The organism is Marinobacter maroccanus, assembly GCF_002933275.1.
In the GTDB taxonomy this organism is placed as follows: domain Bacteria; phylum Pseudomonadota; class Gammaproteobacteria; order Pseudomonadales; family Oleiphilaceae; genus Marinobacter; species Marinobacter maroccanus.
In genome coordinates, this window is record NZ_PSSX01000009.1 from 68683 (window position 1) to 83828 (window position 15146).

At 58.6% G+C, this 15146-nt stretch carries 12 protein-coding genes; 1 reads left to right on the top strand and 11 read right to left on the bottom strand.

All coding sequences use genetic code 11. The features are described 5' to 3' along the window. Positions 1-151 precede the first annotated feature (151 nt). On the top strand, positions 152-3025 hold the full coding sequence (locus KEHDKFFH_RS11575; RefSeq protein ID WP_104322072.1) for an ATP-binding protein: 2874 nt from the start codon (positions 152-154) through the stop codon (positions 3023-3025). 12 nt (positions 3026-3037) lie between these two features. Here KEHDKFFH_RS11575 and pdxJ read toward each other — a convergent pair whose 3' ends face one another. From pdxJ to KEHDKFFH_RS11630, 11 genes are all read right to left on the bottom strand, one after another. Further along, positions 3038-3778: a pyridoxine 5'-phosphate synthase gene (pdxJ, locus tag KEHDKFFH_RS11580; RefSeq protein WP_104322073.1), complete on the bottom strand. Its 741-nt coding sequence runs from the start codon at positions 3776-3778 to the stop codon at positions 3038-3040. After that, positions 3768-4496 (bottom strand): DNA repair protein RecO, encoded by a 729-nt coding sequence (recO, locus tag KEHDKFFH_RS11585; protein ID WP_104322074.1) that lies wholly within the window; start codon positions 4494-4496, stop codon positions 3768-3770. The genes pdxJ and recO overlap by 11 nt, the downstream gene beginning before the upstream one ends. A gap of 7 nt (positions 4497-4503) precedes the next feature. After that, positions 4504-5421, bottom strand: a complete 918-nt coding sequence (gene era, locus KEHDKFFH_RS11590; protein WP_008176182.1) for a GTPase Era — start codon at positions 5419-5421, stop codon at positions 4504-4506. Then, on the bottom strand, positions 5421-6110 hold the full coding sequence (gene rnc, locus KEHDKFFH_RS11595) for a ribonuclease III (RefSeq protein ID WP_064227124.1): 690 nt from the start codon (positions 6108-6110) through the stop codon (positions 5421-5423). Before rnc ends, era begins: the two co-directional genes overlap by 1 nt. Beyond that, positions 6107-6496, bottom strand: coding sequence for a DUF4845 domain-containing protein (locus KEHDKFFH_RS11600; protein ID WP_064227123.1), 390 nt, complete (start codon positions 6494-6496; stop codon positions 6107-6109). The genes rnc and KEHDKFFH_RS11600 overlap by 4 nt, the downstream gene beginning before the upstream one ends. 26 nt (positions 6497-6522) lie before the next feature. Beyond that, positions 6523-7329 (bottom strand): signal peptidase I, encoded by an 807-nt coding sequence (lepB, locus tag KEHDKFFH_RS11605; protein ID WP_104322075.1) that lies wholly within the window; start codon positions 7327-7329, stop codon positions 6523-6525. 12 nt (positions 7330-7341) lie between these two features. After that, on the bottom strand, positions 7342-9144 hold the full coding sequence (lepA, locus tag KEHDKFFH_RS11610) for a translation elongation factor 4 (RefSeq protein ID WP_104322135.1): 1803 nt from the start codon (positions 9142-9144) through the stop codon (positions 7342-7344). Between the two features lie 104 nt (positions 9145-9248). Next, entirely contained in the window at positions 9249-11975 is a 2727-nt protein-coding gene (locus KEHDKFFH_RS11615; protein WP_104322136.1) for a bifunctional diguanylate cyclase/phosphodiesterase, read from the bottom strand. A gap of 128 nt (positions 11976-12103) precedes the next feature. Beyond that, positions 12104-13528 (bottom strand): DegQ family serine endoprotease, encoded by a 1425-nt coding sequence (locus tag KEHDKFFH_RS11620; RefSeq protein ID WP_104322076.1) that lies wholly within the window; start codon positions 13526-13528, stop codon positions 12104-12106. 135 nt (positions 13529-13663) lie between these two features. Continuing rightward, complete coding sequence (locus KEHDKFFH_RS11625) at positions 13664-14113, bottom strand: SoxR reducing system RseC family protein (RefSeq protein ID WP_104322077.1); 450 nt, start codon at positions 14111-14113, stop codon at positions 13664-13666. Continuing rightward, positions 14110-15129 (bottom strand): MucB/RseB C-terminal domain-containing protein, encoded by a 1020-nt coding sequence (locus KEHDKFFH_RS11630; RefSeq protein WP_241956486.1) that lies wholly within the window; start codon positions 15127-15129, stop codon positions 14110-14112. The genes KEHDKFFH_RS11625 and KEHDKFFH_RS11630 overlap by 4 nt, the downstream gene beginning before the upstream one ends. Positions 15130-15146 lie beyond the last annotated feature (17 nt).

Consider the following 15146-nt stretch of genomic DNA (forward strand, 5'->3'; position numbering starts at 1 on the left):
CTATATCCATGACCGGAGGCTATATCCGCCACGGGATTTTCCGGTACTGCCGGGACTGATACCACAGTTATCCCGTTCCGGATCAGCTATTCTTAACACGGACGTTTTCCGCTCTGCAGCGCGGACAAAAGCAATAATTCAGGAACACGGTATGCGACGTTGGGGCATTCGCAAGAAAGTTTTGGTGGTGACGCTGGTTCCCACCCTGCTGACCACCCTGATGCTGGGGCTGTTCTTCACCTATAGCTGGGTTAACAATATAGAAAGCCTGCTGAAGGATCGGGGCGAGTCACTCTCCCGTCAGCTCGCGGCCGGTTCCGAGTATGGCCTGTTTACCGCCAACCGCAGCCTGCTAAGCAGTCTCTCCAATGCCCTCCTGGAAGAGCAGGACGTGCGCTCCATTACCTTCTTTGGCAGTGACGGCTCGCGCCTGCTTCATACCGGGCCGGGAAGCTCCGAGACCGTGCAGTCCGGGGAACTCACCGCCGAGCACGCAACCCGGATATCCCGGGAAAACAGCACCCGCTTCATTACCCCTGTTTTTCTCCAGGATCTGATGATCGAAAGCATGCTCGACCCGGATGCCCGCCAGTCCATGTCGAATCTGCGGGAGCCTCTCGGCTGGGTGGTGGTGGAGATGTCCCATATCCGCACCGAAAAGGAGACGTACAAGGCCCTGCTGATTTCCCTTCTGCTCATTCTCGGGGGCGTCATTCTCAGTATGGCCATTGCCCTGCGGCTGAGCCGTGCGTTCACCAACCCCGTGTTCGAGCTGAACGAAGCCGTTGCCAAACTCAAGGAAGGCAAGCTGGACACCCGGGTCTATACTGGCGCCGGGCCGGAGTTCGAACAGCTGGAATCCGGGCTCAATGCTATGGCCGAGGAACTGAGCAAGGCCCAGGCAGAAATGCAGCAGAACATCGACCAGGCCACGGAAGATCTGCGGGAAACGCTGGAGACCATCGAAATCCAGAACATTGAACTGGATTTTGCCCGGAAGGAGGCGCTGGAAGCGAGCCGGATCAAGTCAGAGTTCCTGGCCAACATGTCCCATGAAATCCGCACGCCGCTGAACGGCATTATCGGCTTCACCGAGCTGCTCCTGAAGAGCCCCCTGCCAAGGCAGCAACGGGACCATCTGAGTACCATCAGGAAATCCTCGGAGATTCTCCTAACCATCATCAACGACATCCTGGACTTCTCAAAAATTGAAGCCGGCAAGCTGATTCTGGACCGGGTGCCCTTCCAGTTGCGGGATATTGTCGAGGAAGTCATGGTCATGCTGGCGCCGGCCGCCCATGCCAAGAACCTGGATCTGGTACCCCTGGTCTACAACGACGTGCCAGACAACATCATGGGCGACCCCCTGCGGGTCAAACAGGTAATCACCAACCTGGTCAACAACGCCATCAAGTTTACCCAGACCGGCGAGGTGGTCCTGCGGGCGAGCCTGGAAGAGGAAGAGACCGACACCAACCGGGTTACCCTGCGCCTGAGCATCACGGATTCCGGCGTGGGCCTCTCCCGGGCCCAGCAACAATCCCTGTTCAACGCCTTCAGCCAGGCCGACGCTTCGACTGCCCGACAATACGGCGGCACCGGCCTTGGGCTGGCCATCTCGAAGCGCCTGGTCGAGGAGATGGGTGGTAAGATCGGGCTCGAAAGCGAACTTGGCAAGGGCTCGACCTTCTGGTTCACCCTCACCTCAGAGCTTGCCGCCAGCGGTGAGGCCATTGCCCCGCGGGATGCCCTGCGTGGGGAGCGGGTCATCTACCTGGAACAACAGAAAACCACCGGGTTGGCCGTGGAACACCTGTTGCGGGACTGGGGCATGGTGGTCGACCGGGTGGCCTCCCCCGGTGCACTGCAGGAACACATTGAGGAAGCCCAGAAAAGCCAGGCCGGTTACGCCGTGGCCATTGTCGGCATTACCCGGCACCTGCTCAATTCCAGCCAGTACTGCAGCCTTGTCCGTACCCTTGAGATCGAACGGGATTGCCGGACACTGTTGCTGACCCCCACCCTGGAAACTCACGACACGCCACTGTCGGGGCTTGCCAGTGGCCATCTCACCAAGCCGGTGTGCCGCGACTCACTGTACGACGAGCTTCTATTGCTGGTGCACGGCATCAATTCCAGCGGGCGGGTGCCCGAATACGAGATTTCCGCCAAACGCGTGACCACCGCCAATGTTCCCCGGGTACTGGCCGTGGATGACAATGACGCCAACCTGAAGCTGGTGATGACCCTGCTGGAAGACTGCCAACTGGACGCCGAAAGCGCTTCCAGCGGATTCGAAGCCCTGAGCAAGGCCAGACAGAAACCCTTCGACCTGGTTTTCATGGATCTGCAGATGCCCGGCATGGACGGCGTGGAAACCACGGCCAGGCTGAGAGAAATGGATACCGGCAATCACCGGACCCCGATCATTGCCCTGACCGCCCATGCCCTGGCGGACGAGCAGGAACGGCTGAGCAAGCAGGGCTTCGATGGCTACATGCCCAAACCGATCAGCAGTGGCCAGCTTACCGAAATCATCCATGAGTACACTGGTTACGTCTGCCCGAAGAACGGAAGCAACGGCCGGCTTCCCGTGCCGGAAATCCGCGACACCCGACGAGCCCTCCGGCCGTCAACCCGCAAAATGCAGCAGGACTGCGTCAGCGTCGACGAGAGCATTCAGCTGGCAGCCGGCAAGGCTGATCTGGCGGAAGAACTGTTCAGCATGCTGCTGGAACAGGTCCACGTGGATCGGGAGCGGATCCCGGAACTCTGGGCCGACGACAATATGGATGAGCTGCTGGAGTGCGTTCACAAACTCCATGGCGCCACCCGCTACTGTGGCGTACCGGAACTGCGGGCCGCAGCCAACCACCTGGAAACTGCGATCAAATGCTCTGCCCCGGATCTTGAGCATCAGAAAGACCAGTTGCTCTCAGCCATGGAGCGACTGCAGATCTGGAGCGACCAGACCGACTGGCAACAGCTGTTCCGCGAACGCCACGAGGCCGCCGAAACGACCTGATGCTACCTCGAATCAGGCCCGGCTCCGGGCCTGATCAACAATGGCTTTCATATCCCGGACCGCTTCTTTCAGACCGGTAAAAACCGCGCGGGCGATAATGGCGTGGCCAATATTAAGTTCGTTGATGCCATGGATCGCCGCTACCCGCTCGGTGTTGTGATAGTGCAAGCCGTGGCCTGCATTGACGATAAGCCCTTTCTTGCGGGCATAGGCCACCGCGTCGGCAATGGTTTTGAACGCAGCGTTTTCAGCCTCTGGCGTTTCGGCGTCGGCATACTCTCCGGTGTGAAGTTCGACTACCGGCGCGCCGCAACGCACTGCGGCATCAATCTGGGCCGGGTCCGGATCAATAAACAATGACACTTCGGCGCCAATCCGGGCGAGGCGATCACAGGCTTTGGCCACCCGGGATTCCTGACCCTCCACATCCAGACCGCCCTCGGTGGTCAATTCCTCACGCTTCTCCGGCACCAGGCAGACACATTCCGGCCGGACCTGCTCAGCAAACGCCAGCATGGCATCGGTAACTGCCATCTCCAGGTTCATCTTGGTATGGAGCACTTCCTTGAGTAACAGCACGTCCCGATCCTGGATATGACGCCGGTCTTCCCTGGGATGGATCGTGATGCCGTCCGCCCCGGCTTCCTCGGCCATCAGTGCTGCCTGCACCGGGTCCGGATACCGGGTCCCCCTAGCCTGACGGAGGGTGGCAACGTGATCAATATTGACGCCAAGCAGTACTCTAGGATTCATGGGATTCTCCCCGAAGGTGAGTGAAAAGGCTGCGACTGTTCAGGGGGCGCCCCTGCAAAAGGTAATCGATCAGTACCCGCATGACCCGCTTCGCCAGCCGCCGACAGCGGTCCGATTGCAGATCATCCCGGGCCAGATCCAGTAAGACTTCCCCGGGCAGATTCCGCAGTCGCACACCGGCCGACAGCCCGGAAACAATGCCCTGCTCCGGATCATAACAATACTCCCGGTCAGGCTCGACGGATTGCCCCGTATCGGTGGCAACATCCCAGGCAAAGTCGTAACCCAGGGCGGCAGCAAAAGCGAGTTCGAACCGCCGTAGCACCGGCTCCACGTCCGTGGTGTCGGACAGCTGCCGTAGGGCATCTATGTAGGCTGCAAAGAGGGTCGGATGGGGATCAGCAGCGGGCAGAACCCGCTGCAACAGTTCGTTCAGGTAGAGGCCACTGTAGAGCGAGACTGTCCGGGTGATTGTCGGGCCGGTTCGCACATCGACCTGGGTCAGGGTTTTCAGGTCGCCCCGACCCGCCCAGTCCACCAAAAGCGGCTGGAAGGGCTGTAGCTGGGCTTTCAGAGGACTTTTGGCACTGTTGGCGCCCCGGGCAATGACGGTCATCCGGCCATGGTTCAGGGCAAAGAGATCCACCATCAGGCTGGTTTCCCGCCAGGGCCGGCGGTGAAGGACATAAGCGGGTTCCTGCAGCTCAGGCCCCTTCATAGCCGCCTCAGAGGTCGTTCATGCCCAGGCTCTTCAGGGCCCGGTCGCTGTCTGCCCAACCACGCTTCACCTTGACCCAGAGCCTCAACATGATCTTGCTGTCGAACATGCGCTCCATATCCGTGCGCGCCTCCTGACCGATCCGGCGCATCCGCTCGCCCTTTTCGCCGATGATGATCTTCTTCTGGCCTTCACGCTCGACCAGGATCAGGGCGGAAATATGCAGGGTCTTGCCCTCCCGCTTGAACTCCTCGATCTCCACTGCAACCGAGTAAGGCAATTCGGCCCCCAACTGGCGGGTGATTTTTTCCCGGACAATCTCCGACGCCAGGAAACGCTCACTGCGATCGGTGATCTGATCGTCCGGGTAGAAGTGGATACTCTCCGGCAGGAAACGCCCCACCGCCTCTTCCAGAGGTTCAAGATTGGTCTCTTTGAGGGCCGAAAGCGGAATGATCTCGGCAAACTCACGCTTTTTCGAGAGCATATCCAGGTGCGGCAGTAGGCTTTCCCGCTTTTCGATCTTGTCGACCTTGTTCACCGCCAGGATCACAGGGCATTTCAGCCGACTGAGTTTCTCAAGCACCATCTCGTCCGCGGTCGTCCAGGCTAACTGGTCCACCACGAACACCACCACATCGACATCAATGAGCGCCGACGTGGCGGCCTTGTTCATGTAGCGGTTAATGGCCCGGGGCTCTTCCTCATGCATGCCCGGCGTGTCCACATAGATCGCCTGCACCGGCCCCACGGTCTTGATACCAAGCACCTGATGACGGGTGGTCTGTGGCTTGCGGGAGGTTATGCTCAGCTTCTGCCCGAGGATGTGATTCAGCAGCGTAGACTTGCCCACATTCGGGCGGCCGACGATGGCCACGAAACCGCAGCGACTGTCCGGGTTTTCCGGACGGGTAATATCGTTCATTACTGGTTCTCCACGCCCAGTTCTTTCAGGGCGTTACGGGCTGCCTGCTGCTCGGCCACGCGGCGGCTGCTGCCGGTCCCGGTGGTCTTTCGGTCCAGCGAGGGCAGCGCACAGGATACATGGAATGTCTGGTTGTGGGCTTCACCGTCCACGGAAATGACGTCATAGCGTGGCAGTGGGAACTGGCGGGACTGAAGGTATTCCTGCAGGCGGGTCTTGGGGTCTTTCTGGGTATCCTGCAAGTCGAGCTTCTCCAACCGGTGCTCGAACCAACGCAAGACCTGCTCCCGACAGGTGTGAAAGTCACTGTCCAGGTAAATCGCACCAATGATGGACTCCACCGCGTCAGCCAGGATGGATTCTCTGCGGAACCCGCCGCTTTTCAGTTCACCGGAGCCCAGGCGCAGGTAACTGCCGAGCTGGAACTCGCGCCCAATCTCAGCCAGCGTTACGCCCTTCACCATGCGGGCCCGCAGGCGACTCAGCTGGCCTTCACGGGCTTTTTCGAAGTGCAGAAACAGATACTCGGCAATAACCATGTTCACAATGGAATCACCGAGGAATTCGAGGCGCTCGTTATTCTGATTTCCGAAACTCCGGTGGGTAAGTGCCAGCAGAAGCCGCTCCGGCGATTTGAACTGATAGCCGATGCGCCGCTGTAACTGATCCAGATCCGGTTGTGAACTCACTTGCCCTTCATCTCATATTGGTGCTTGAAGTGAACCACCGTGTCCACATTACTGAACAGGTTGTTTCGCACTTCGTAATCAACATTGATGACGACCAGATCGCCGTCTTTATCGACAGAAATATTCTTGGCATCAAATCCCCGGACATTGTTCACGCTGAGCCGTTTGTTGATCAGCGTGCGGACCTGGGCCGGCCCCATCTGGGATAGACCTTCGGTGCCGTCCAGGCTTTCCAGCGCCTCCTGAATGGTGATGTCATCCAGATAGGCGGGGCCAAGCTTGATAACCAGCGTCAGCAGGCCGCCAAAAAACAGCACCATCACCATCATGGTCAATGCCGAGGCACCGCGCTGACGGCCCATGCCGGAAAGATTGTTTTTCTTCATTACGACTGCGCTCCAGATAGTCCGAGTTACTCGATTCCGCCCACACGATCAAAGGATGGCAGACTGGTAAGGGATTTCCAGTGCATCCAGATGGCAAAGGCCTTGCCCACCACCAGCTCGTCCGGGACCGTGCCCCAGTAGCGGCTGTCATTACTGTTGTCGCGATTGTCACCCATGACAAAATAATGGCCTTCGGGCACCAGCCACTCGCCCTCACCACTGCCGCCGGGCCGCCCCATGGTCAGGAAAATGTCGTGCTCCACTTCACCCAGATCTTCACGGCGCAGCTCCATGGGCGGCAGTCTGGCGATAAATCGGGTTTCCACCCGCTCACCATTGATGAACAACTGCTTGTCACGATAGCGGATATGATCACCGGGCAGGCCGATTACCCGCTTGATGTAGTTGGTCTGGCCGTCTTCCGGGTAACGGAACACCATCACATCGCCGCGCTGCGGATCGCCAACCGGGACCACTTTGGTCCCGGCAACAGGCAGTCTCATCCCATAGGCGTATTTGTTCACCAGGATGAAGTCGCCCACTTCCAGGGTAGGCAGCATGGACCCTGATGGGATCTGGAACGGCTCTACCAGAAAGGAGCGCAGCACCAGGACAATCGCCAACACCGGGAAAAACGATCGGCTCAGGTCGACCAGGTAGGGTTCTTTCGGTTCCTCGGATTCCGAGGATGAGCCATCACCCACGTCTCCGGCAGCACCACTGGCACGGTAGGCAGCAAGACGACGATCACGAAGAAACAGCTTGTCCGCCAGCCAGATCAGACCCGTTGCGAAGGTCAGTACCACCAGTACCAGGGGAAAATCGATATCCATCCAGGAGGCCTTTTATTTATCTACTTTCAGTACGGCAAGAAACGCTTCCTGAGGCACCTCGACATTACCCAGCTGCTTCATGCGCTTTTTACCTTCTTTCTGCTTCTGCAGCAGTTTCTTCTTCCGGCTCACATCACCACCGTAACACTTGGCGGTTACGTTCTTGCGCAGTGCCTTGACCGTGACCCGCGATACCACCTGGTTACCGATGGCAGCCTGAATGGCAATATCGAACATTTGTCGCGGAATCAGTTCTTTCATCTTCTCTATCAGCTGGCGACCTTTGTGATGGGCCTGCTCCTTGTGCACGATCAGGGCCAGGGCATCAACACGCTCACCGTTGATCAGTACGTCCAGCCGCACCAGATTGGCGGTCTGGAATCGGGTAAAATGATAATCCAGAGAGGCAAAGCCGCGGCTGGCCGATTTGATACGGTCAAAGAAGTCCATCACCACCTCGGCCATCGGCAGCTCATAGGTGAGCTGGACCTGGGTCGTCATGAAGTGCATGTTCTTCTGGACGCCACGCTTTTCCTCGCACAAGGCTATTACGTTACCGATATGCTCCTGGGGCACCAGGATATTCGCTTCCACAATCGGCTCACGCATTTCCTCAATGGAACCAATATCCGGAAGCCGGGACGGGTTGTCTACCGACAGGGTCTCACCCTGTTTGGTAACCACCTCATAGATAACCGTTGGCGCCGTTGTGATCAGGTCAATGTCGTATTCCCGTTCCAGCCGCTCCTGGATAATCTCCATGTGCAGCATGCCCAGGAAACCACAGCGGAAACCAAAGCCAAGGGCATCGGAGTTCTCCGGCTCGAAAAACAGGGAAGCATCGTTCAGGGTCAGTTTTTCCAGGGCATCCCGGAAATCGTTGTAGTCGTCGGCGCTGACCGGGAATAACCCGGCGTACACCTGGGGTTTAACCTTTTTGAACCCCGGCAACATCGGCGTCTGCTCGGCGAATTTCTGATGCACGATGGTGTCGCCCACGGGCGCACCATGAATATCCTTGATGCCTGCCACTACGAAGCCGACATCGCCGGCTTCGAGCATGTCAGTGTCTTTCGGTTTGGGATTGAAAATGCCCACTTTGTCGGCATTCCAGGCCTTGCCGGTGGACTTGATGACGATCTTGTCGCCCTTTTTCAGGGTGCCTTCGGTCACCCTTACCAGAGACACCACGCCCAGATAATTGTCGAACCAGGAATCGATAATCAGCGCCTGCAGTGGTGCGCTCCGGTCGCCCTTCGGCGGCGGAATTTTCTTGATCAGATCTTCCAGCACATCCTCAACACCCAGACCACTTTTGGCGCTGCAGCGAACCGCATCAGAGGCTTCAATGCCGATGATGTCCTCGATTTCCGCCGCTACCCGTTCCGGTTCGGCCTGGGGCAAGTCCATCTTGTTCAGAACCGGCACTACTTCGAGGCCCTGCTCAATGGCGGTATAGCAGTTGGCCACCGACTGGGCTTCAACGCCCTGCCCTGCGTCGACCACCAGCAACGCCCCTTCGCAGGCATAAAGCGACCGCGAAACCTCGTAGGAAAAATCCACATGGCCCGGGGTGTCGATAAAGTTCAGTTTGTATTCCTGGCCGTCACGGGCTGTGTAATTCAGCGTGACACTCTGGGCCTTGATGGTAATCCCTCGCTCACGTTCGAGATCCATGGAGTCCAGGACCTGCTCGGCCATTTCACGGTCGGTCAGGCCGCCGCAAACCTGGATAAAACGGTCTGCCAGCGTGGATTTGCCATGGTCGATGTGGGCAATGATGGAAAAGTTACGGATTCGGCTCAGTTCAGTCACAGACAATGAATACTCAGTTAAGACGAAGGATTGAGCCCGGAGGGACCGCTACCGGGGTCCGGGAACGGCGTGATTTTACCGGTTACCGGCCGCCATTGCCATGATCAGGAAATCAGCGGCCTTTCGTACTGCCGGATCAGGAAACCAATGAGCGCATCCTCGTCCAGGGGATAGCTGAACAGGTTGCCCTGACACTGGGCACAGCCGTGGGTTTTCAGGAAGCTCAGCTGCTGCGGGGTTTCCACACCCTCAGCAACCACTGTGAGGTGGAGCTTGCGAGCCAGGGCAATTACTGCGGAGGCAACATCGGTCGCACTGACGTTGTAGGGTATATCGCGGATGAACCGGTGATCGATCTTGATCACATCCAGCGGCAGCTGTTGCAAGGAGACGAGCGAACAGGCACCGGTACCAAAATCATCGAGAATCAGACAGACCCCCAGATCATGGAGCGACACCAGCAACTCCCGGAGCATTCGCGGATCTTCATTGAGCAGTTCCGCCGGCATTTCCAGCTCCAGGCGCTCGGGCGAGACGCCGGTTTCGGTAATAACCTGGCGGATCATATCCAGGAAGCCCGAGTCGGTCAGCTGACGCACGGACAGATTCACTGCCATTTTCAGTGATTCAAAACCGGCCCGCTCCAGTGCCTGCACCTGAATACAGGCCTGCCTCAGGGCCCATTCGCCCAGGCGCACGATCAGGCCGGTTTCCTCGGCCAGACCGATGAATTGCTGGGCCGAGACCAGCCCTTTCTCCGGATGATGCCAGCGCAGGAACGCCTCGACCCCGATGACCCGCTCACTGGCCAGATCAATCTTCGGCTGGTAGTGCAGCACGAAGCGATCACCTTCCAGGGCCGTGGCCAACTCTTCCTGCTGCAGGAGCCGGCGCGCCGCCTTGATATTCATGGCCGGCGTGAAGAACTGGAAGGTATTGCGGCCCAGTTCCTTGGCACGATACATGGCCAGATCGGCATACTTCATCAGGGTCCCGGCATCCTCGCTGTCGTGCGGAATCATGGTAATACCAATACTGACCGTGATGCCGACTTCGTGATCATTCAGCCGGATCCGCTGACACAGACTGCGCAGGATGGTCTCTGCCACCTTGCCAGCGGCGTCTGAATCAGTGATCCGTGACAGCAGCACCACGAATTCGTCGCCACCGAGCCGGGCAACCGAGTCTTCTTCCCGGACACAACCCACCAGCCACTGGGCCACCTGACGCAGGAGTTCATCCCCGGAATCATGACCCAGGGTATCGTTGATACGCTTGAACCCGTCCAGATCCAGGAACATGAGAGCGGCCGGCTCACCGCTTCGGCGGCTACGGCTGACTACATGGTTCAGCCGGTCACGGAACAATTGCCGGTTTGCCAGCCCTGTGAGCGGATCATAGAATGCCAACCGGTGCAGTTCGGACTGGGCAGCCTTGAGCTGGGTCAGATCCCGCAGGCTAAGCACAACCCCATTAACGCCAGGCACCGACAACATGGCAGTAAAAGTGCCCTCCATATCCCGCCACTGCCCTTCAGCATCGCGAATACGAACCCGGATCACCGGCATCTGTTTACCCGGCGACTGCACGGAATCGTCAAAGCCTTTCTGTAGCTGAGGCCAATCGTCGCCGTGAACCAGTTCTTCAAAGTCCAGGGACTGAACCTGGTCCGGCTCAAAACCAAGAATGTCGAGGCTGGACGGACTGGCGTACAGGGCCTGCCCGGCTCGGTCCATCACCAGAGTGACGTTGGCAGCGCCCTCGGTAATCGCCCGATAGCGACCGGCACTGATCTGCGCCATCAGACGTGACCGGATCAGTGCGAGCACGAAGAGGAACAGCAAGGCACTGATGACCAGGCCGCTGCCCAGAACGATCGGAGGACGCGGATCCGCGGCCAGGAAATCAAAGGCAGGCGTGGAACGGGTCTGCAACAGCCAATCGCGACCACCGTGACTGATGGTCTGGCTCATCTGGAAACTGAATTCGTTGTCGAGGGAACCCAGATTGGAGCCGTACATGAGGTTCTGCCGCCCCACCACTCCGGCATCGTAGATCCGGACATCAAGAAACGGCGAGATCAGGCCGACAATGCCGTCGATCAGGTTGTTCATCCGGAAGGCACTGAACACGTAACCTGCCAGCATCATGCGACGCTCGGCCCGGATCTCGGGCACGGTTCCGCCCTGGTACACCGGGTAGTACATCAGGAAACTTGCCTGGTCTTCACCAAGCTCTTCCTGGACCAGCACCACCTTGGCAGTCACCGTGGGGATGGCATCATCCCGGGCCCGCTCCATGGCTTGGCGATGAATGGGATCGCTGAAGGCATCGTAGCCAAGGGCCCGGCGATTGCGCTCAGTGCCCGGCTCCAGGTAAACCATGGGGTAGTAATAGGGGCCACTGCCCAGCGGGTTCACCAGGTAATTATGCACCCCTTCCGCCCGGACAGAAGCAATATGATCGGCCATCTGGCGGACACCGATCCGGCGAACATAACCGATACCCTGAATGCCAGGGTAGTAACGATTGATGTCCACCTTGTCGACGTATTCGCGCCACTGGTCACGGGAAACATCTCCGGTCACCGCAAACAGACCGGCACTACCCGCCAGCACCTGCTCGTAGTTCAGCAAGCGTTCTTCAATGGCGGATTTCAGTTGCAGGGACTGGGTGCGAAAGCGAGCCTCCGTGCGATCTTCAACCAGCCGAATGGACACCTGCCAGAGCAGCATGGTGACAGCAATGGCAACAGCAAAAATCAGCCAGGCGACCCAGGCGTTGCGAAATTCCAGTAACTTGCGAAGAGAGAGTTCCTGTCTGTTCATCATCTGGCTGGTCCGTTCCATGGCCACTCATTTTTATTTCATCGCTGAGTATAACAAAAGCCCCCGCAGGTGTCGTTTCCGAGACCTGCGGGGGCTTACTTAATCCGATAATTTGGCTCAGCAGAGCAATATCAGGGCTTCATCACCAGATACAGTGCCCGGCCCTGGCGAACTATCCGGACCGACACCGCCTTGCCCTCAGGCAGCGACCGGACAGCCTCGCGAAACTCCTGTACCGAGGTCACTTTCTGGCGGTTGATTTCAGTGATCACATCGCCCGCCCGGATGCCGGCCTCAGACGCAGCACCCCGGGCAACGTTATTGACCACAACGCCGCCGTCAACGCCCATGGAGTCGGCCATGTCCGAAGGCAGCGGTTCAACCATCATGCCCAAAGGCGCAGACGCGAGACCACCACTGTCACCGGAAGGCGCTGCAGCTTGCTGGCTTCCTTCCTCGGGGAGGCGGCCAATTTCAACCTGAAGCTCGATCTCCTTGCCACCACGAAGCACTCTCAGCTCGGCGGTTTCACCTACCGGAGTGCGACCCACCATGGGCGGCAGGTCAGAGGAAAGCTCCACCTCATCACCGTCATAGCTGAGAACGATATCCCCCGCCTGCAGGCCTGCCGCCTGCGCCGGTGAGTCTGCCATCACTTCGGCAACCAGCGCACCGCGGGGCCGCTTCAGACCAAAGGACTCGGCCAGGTCACGATTTACCTCCTGAATCAGCACCCCGAGCCAGCCGCGGGACACAGAACCCTTGTCACGCAGCTGTCGGAACACATTCATGGCATCATCGATAGGAATGGCAAACGAGACCCCCATGAAACCGCCAGAGCGGGTATAGATCTGGGAGTTGATACCCACCACTTCACCGTCCAGATTAAACAGGGGCCCGCCTGAATTGCCCGGGTTGATTGCAACATCGGTCTGGATGAAGGGCACATAGTTTTCTGATGGCAATGACCGGCCCAAAGCGCTGACGATGCCGGCAGTCACCGTGTAGTCGAATCCAAAGGGCGAGCCAATCGCAAACACCCATTCACCGACTCTCAGATCCCGGGACTGGCCTACCTTCACGACGGGCAGATCATCCCCGTTTTCAATCTTCAGCACGGCCATGTCTGAACGGGGATCGGTTCCAACCAGGGTTGCAGGCAGTTCGCGACGGTCGTTCAGGCGCACGATGATCTCATCAGCGCCTTCAACCACGTGATTGTTGGTCAGTACGTAGCCGTCCGAGGATACGATGAAGCCGGAGCCCATGGAACGGCGGGGCTGGGAGTTACCCGGCCCGCCACCAAACGGAGACTGCGGGCCGCGAAAGAAATCCTGGAAAAACTCGGGCAGTTGCTCGAGCTGCCGCTCATCAAACGGCATTCCCGGGGAACGGGAATGCCCGCGTCGGGGTTCGGTCGTTGTGCTGATATTCACAACAGCACCCGCGTTCTCCTCAACCAGCTCCGTGAAGTCCGGCAAGCTTCTGGCTGCACTGGCCTGACTCCAGCCCACCAACACCATGGCGGACAGCACGAGAAACAAAACAGCCGGCATCCTTCCGGGTATAAAATTCCGTGACGGTTGGGCAACTGCTGTTGCACTCGACATGTGGTACCCCCTGTTGTTCTAGCATATACGCGTAAATTTTGGGTTCACCCCACCGATTTTCAACTTACAAAACCGTAGGATTTACAGACAGTTTTCAGAGGCAATCCGGTTTACCCGGACCAGACGGGGCTCATAATCCGTGCCGCCTGCGCGTTGCAATTTTCGCCCAGCAAAAAAGCCCAGGGCCAGGCCAGCAACAGCAGCCAGCATCGCTGCCCCATCGTGCCCACCGAAGAGCTGGTGACCGAGGACACTGGCAACGACCATCAGGATCAGCGGCAAGGCGTAAACCAGAAGCGAAGCACCCAGCAACGCCTGTTCATCAATACCGATGGTGACTTCATCGCCAACCCTTGCATCGACCGAGTTCGCAACCAGAATCTGGTTAGCGCGTCCGCCGGAGGCCGCCGCCAGGACTTTCTGGCCGCAGCCATTGCGGGCGGCACAACTCTGACAGGCACTGGTTCGAATCGTCTGGACCCAGACCCGGTCGCCCTTGAGCGCGACAACCTTCCCGGTTTCGGTAATCACGATTCACCCGCACCCAGGGCCAGCGAGTCTTCAATACGGACCGACTCGGCGACCTGCCGGGCTGTTTGCGGTGGCAGTTCACCCACAACAGTGACCAGGAAGGCGTTGTCTCCTTCCTTTACCTGGTGCATGTAAACTGTCGTGGCACCAATTTTGGAGGCGCCCGTGGGCATCGTTACAGGACCAGCCGGTTCAACGAACACTGAGAAAGCTGCCAGGCCATCGGAGAAAGCGACGGCCTGCCCCTTGCCCGAGCGGGGCGCTGCGGCGGGTACAAATCCTTCCGGGCGCCAGCCAAGCTGCCATCCTTCCATACGCTGTACCACGGATGCCGAGGCAGGGGGGTCGTCCAGGGTTCTGGAGATTTCCCTGCCCTGGGTGCGAATCACAAATTCGCTGTCGGGAATATCCTCACCGATGTACAGGCTGGTGAACTGGAACTGCTCGAGCACCTCGCCCTCAGCGTTCCGGACATGGCTCTTCACCAGCAACCCGGTGGATTTTTCCAGCCAGAGCCGATGGCTATAGCGGTAGGAATCTTTAGCACTCAGCGCTACAGAAACCACCTCATATCCCGCAACCCGATCGTCACCTTTCATCTCTGCCCGGTACCAGCGGCTAACCGGCACCAGCTGGCTGGTGAATGCCTCGGCAAACGGCCCCGAGGGAATGACCTGATCAAGCTGTATCCGGCCTGTTTCAGGAAGCACGCAGACCACGTTCATGCCCTTGCGAACAATTTCGCCGCTGCCGCCGTCCTGCAGCACCAGACGCTCTTCAACAACACCATCATTATAGCGATGCGCAATCTGCATGGAGTGCACACTCTCACCGCGGGCGTAGACGAACACACCCCGATAGGAGGTCATATTCAGCGCCGGCCCAAGCCTTTCGAGCCAGGCGGCGGCTTCATCTTCATCCGCAGCAGCCGCCAGCGGTCCGGCAATCGTGAGGAGAAGCCCCACGAGCACTGACAGCGCACGGCTTCGGGAAAAATCAATGAAGGCTTGAGGCATGATTACACTTGCTCCGG